5 protein-coding genes are annotated in these 3,237 nt (G+C 55.8%); all 5 read right to left on the reverse strand.

Annotated features, from left to right (window positions below):
• Positions 1-750 precede the first annotated feature (750 nt).
• The 5 genes from HGO41_RS25640 to HGO41_RS25660 all read right to left on the reverse strand — a co-directional run bounded on the left by HGO41_RS25640 (position 751) and on the right by HGO41_RS25660 (position 3,079).
• Positions 751-1,551 carry an N-6 DNA methylase gene (locus HGO41_RS25640; RefSeq protein WP_250981639.1) on the reverse strand — a complete coding sequence of 267 codons (801 nt, stop codon included), beginning with the start codon at positions 1,549-1,551 and terminating at the stop codon, positions 751-753.
• Positions 1,548-1,922, reverse strand: a complete 375-nt coding sequence (locus HGO41_RS25645; RefSeq protein ID WP_250981640.1) for a hypothetical protein — start codon at positions 1,920-1,922, stop codon at positions 1,548-1,550. Before HGO41_RS25645 ends, HGO41_RS25640 begins: the two co-directional genes overlap by 4 nt.
• Before the next feature lie 56 nt (positions 1,923-1,978).
• The gene (locus HGO41_RS25650) at positions 1,979-2,218 is read right to left on the reverse strand and encodes a hypothetical protein (protein WP_250981641.1); all 240 of its coding nucleotides are present in this window, start codon (positions 2,216-2,218) and stop codon (positions 1,979-1,981) included.
• An 85-nt stretch (positions 2,219-2,303) separates the two neighbouring features.
• Positions 2,304-2,660, reverse strand: a complete 357-nt coding sequence (locus HGO41_RS25655; RefSeq protein WP_250981642.1) for a hypothetical protein — start codon at positions 2,658-2,660, stop codon at positions 2,304-2,306.
• A gap of 47 nt (positions 2,661-2,707) precedes the next feature.
• Positions 2,708-3,079, reverse strand: coding sequence for a hypothetical protein (locus HGO41_RS25660; protein WP_250981643.1), 372 nt, complete (start codon positions 3,077-3,079; stop codon positions 2,708-2,710).
• Between the last annotated feature and the right edge of the window lie 158 nt (positions 3,080-3,237).

The raw sequence follows: 3,237 nt of genomic DNA on the forward strand, positions 1-3,237 counted from the left end.
TTTCGCCCCCCATCTTTCGGAAGATTCAGGAGCGGCGGTCTTGACGTTTTGTGTGTGCATTCTTCAGGTCTCCTTCGGGTTAATGGTCATCTCTCGGTGAGTTCTTTCGCGGCAAAGGGCGAAGTAGCGACGACGGACGGGGGAACGCAAGGGCGCCGCAGGCGTGCATTTCACCCTTGCGTTAACTTGGACGGCGGTGCTACACCCAGCCCTCCGCGTAAGAGCTGGCCGTGAGATGTGAAAACCGGAACACGCAGAATGCACACACCCGACGGCGGGGAATGCGCCGGCGTCCTTAGCGGCCAGCCTGCTGGCCAGTGTCCGTGCGGCGGCGCAGCCGGCTGCGGGGGTTGACCTGGCTTTTTACCATCAGACCCTAGCCGTCAGGCCGTAACCCCTGTGGGGTTACGCGGAGCTTACCGGCTTGCCGGTTAGCGTAGTCGGGCTCGACGATTGACCAGCTTGCTGGTCATGAGCCGAAGGGGGACAGGTTCCAGCCCTGGTGATTTGTTGTGGAAAAGAAAAGCCGGACACAGATGACCAGGAAAAAGGGTCAAAGGAATAGTCAGAGGAAGAAGGAAAAGAAGAAGAACAGGGAAAGCCAGGAGAGGAAACGTACGAAAGTAATGAAAGAGAGAAACCGGAGAAACAGGCCGGAGAAGCAGCATGACCGCCGCGGCGCAGCCGCAGCAGTTTGACTGCTGAGGGTGTTTTGCGGGCTAAAAGCAGGGATTGCTCCCTGCCCTCTCCTCAGAATGTCCGGCAACTGCCCTTATTGCGATACCAAAACGGCGTGTACATTTCTCGGGTGATTTTCTGGCTCAGCGAGTTGCCTATCCTGACACAGGCGGGAATGCCCAACAGGGACAGCTGCACAAAGCACATACGCGCCGCCACCGGATCCAGATCGGTGCACTGCACTAACAGCTGCGTCTGCGGGTTATAGCCACGGTCAAGCAGCACTTTAGCGGCGGCGATCACCATACCGCCTGCGCCGCAGGTCGGCTCATCGAGCGTAACATAGGGCGCACCATCCGCCAGCTCCTGCACGCGCTGCCCCATGACCAGCCCCGCGATCAGCTCGCTCAGGGAAAACGGAGTGAAAAACTGCCCCATGTCCTTGCTGCCGATCTCCAGCTCCATAAAAATGGAACCCAGAAAATCACACATACCGGCGTCAAGTCCTTCCGTGACCAGAGCCAGTAAGCGTGCCATGCGGTTCAAATCGTCTTTTTCGTAACCGGCTATCGTCTGAAAATATTCATTTTCCAGCTCGTCACACTGCAAAATGGCATTTTCCAGAGCCACGGCGGCCATCGTCACAAAGTCCCTGAACACCTGATACCGGTTGTGATAGCGAGCCGTTTCACGAAACAGTTTCACAAAATCTTTGCGGTGACTATCCAGCGGCGAAACGGCGCTGTCGCGCACAGGCCGGGAAGGTGCAATCACGTCAGCGTGCGGTACGGCTGTCACGAAAACCGGTTTAACTGCGCTGGACTCCGGCATTTCAGGCTGAGAAAACAGCGAATCAAAAGATAACTGGCTCATGCTGTTTTGCCCGTTTCACACACCGCCGCCCTCAGGGAAAATTCACCGCCATCAATGCTCACCGTCAGATCGGCAACGCGGCTAGTCAGCAGTTCCAGCATCTCAGGTTCAACGTTCAGAACTTCCAACATTGCCCCCTCAATGCCTGTCGCTTCATCCATTGCGACAAACAGCTCCCCGATATCATCCCAATGCTCGAGATCAAACCCTTCGGCATAGGCAATGGTGCGTTTTGCCCCCACGTAAGACGGTTTTTCAGCGGTCAGAAAAATGCCTTCCTCACCGACCAGCAGCAAGGCGCCGCCGTTCGTTTTCACATCCATCATGACCGGCTTCAGCGTTTCCGCTCTGAACATCAGTTGTTTACTCATACTGCCCCCAAAAAGTCATTGAATTGCCGCCCCGCAGGGCGGCAAAGGGATCAGGCTTAAGCCCGTTTCAGTTCCAGCGTGCGCAGCACCTGACCGAGTTCACTGCCCCGCATGGCAGGCACCCTGACGGACTGGCGTTTGCGCTGACATTTGGCGATATGACGTCCCAGCGCCTTAAACGGCACGGCGATGTCCTGACTTTTCAACGGTTCCCGCACAAGGCGCGGATGCTTTTTTGCCGTCTCAGACTTTACAAACGGCGCGGGGGATGCAATTATCTGTGGGTCGAAATTCATGGCTTATCTCCGTTAATTTTTGACAGCCGGCCTAGCTTTGAACGGGCGAAACCGGCATGAGAGAGCAGACGAAAGTCTGCTTTTTTCATTTTTGTGATACGGTTTCTTTGCTTAACACCTCCTTAATACGTCCCACAATTTCGGCATGGCTCAGGGTGCATTCATCGCATAGCTGGAAATACCGGCCTTCGACTTTCGCGTAAATGTCCGTCACGCTGCCGCACATCATTTCGGCAAACTTGAATGATTCGCTGTCCCGATCGCCCTGCCAGTCCAGCGGCGGTAACGTCCCCAGCACGTCCATATATCTGTGCAGGTCGATTTCCACCGGCGCTGTCACATAAGATTTTGCCCGCGCCTCCCAGTAAGCGGCCTCCGCGCCTGCACTCCATTCGAACCGGTTTTTACCCGCTTCGCCGGTGATGATGTCAGGTGTGTACATGGTTTTTCTCCGCGATGTTGACGGCGGGACAATCCCGCCGTCGGCTGTTATTCCTGCTCTGCCGCAATCTCTGCCATTAATTCGCAATAGGCGTTTTGAGCCTTTTCCTCTGCCGCCCACGAAAGCGTGATCCCTCTGCGGTCTGCCACACCGATAAATACCGGACGGTCTTTCATCGGCAGACGGGAAAGATGATTTAAAGCACTGCTGATCAGGCGGGATTCGTAAATCTCGTAATGCAACCCGCACCCAGCATGAGCCTGCTTTTCAAGGCGGGAAATCACCACGTCCGCGCGGATCACATCGAACGGATGGGAAGACGAAATGTCAGTAATAAAGCCGTCCATGCGCAGGGTCGTGGTTTTTCCACATCTTTCGGAAGATTCAGGAGCGGCGGTCTTGACGTTTTGTGTGTGCATTCTTCAGGTCCCCTTCAGGTTAAATGTCATCTCTCGGTGAGTTCTTTCGCGGCAAAGGGCGAAGTAGCGACGACGGACGGGGGAACGCAAGGGCGCCGCAGGCGTGCATTTCACCCTTGCGTTAACCTGGGCGGCGGTGCTACACCCAGCCCTCCGCG

The sequence above is a fragment of the Rahnella sp. CG8 genome, from assembly GCF_023701875.1.
GTDB classification, from domain to species: Bacteria; Pseudomonadota; Gammaproteobacteria; order Enterobacterales; family Enterobacteriaceae; genus Rahnella; species Rahnella aceris.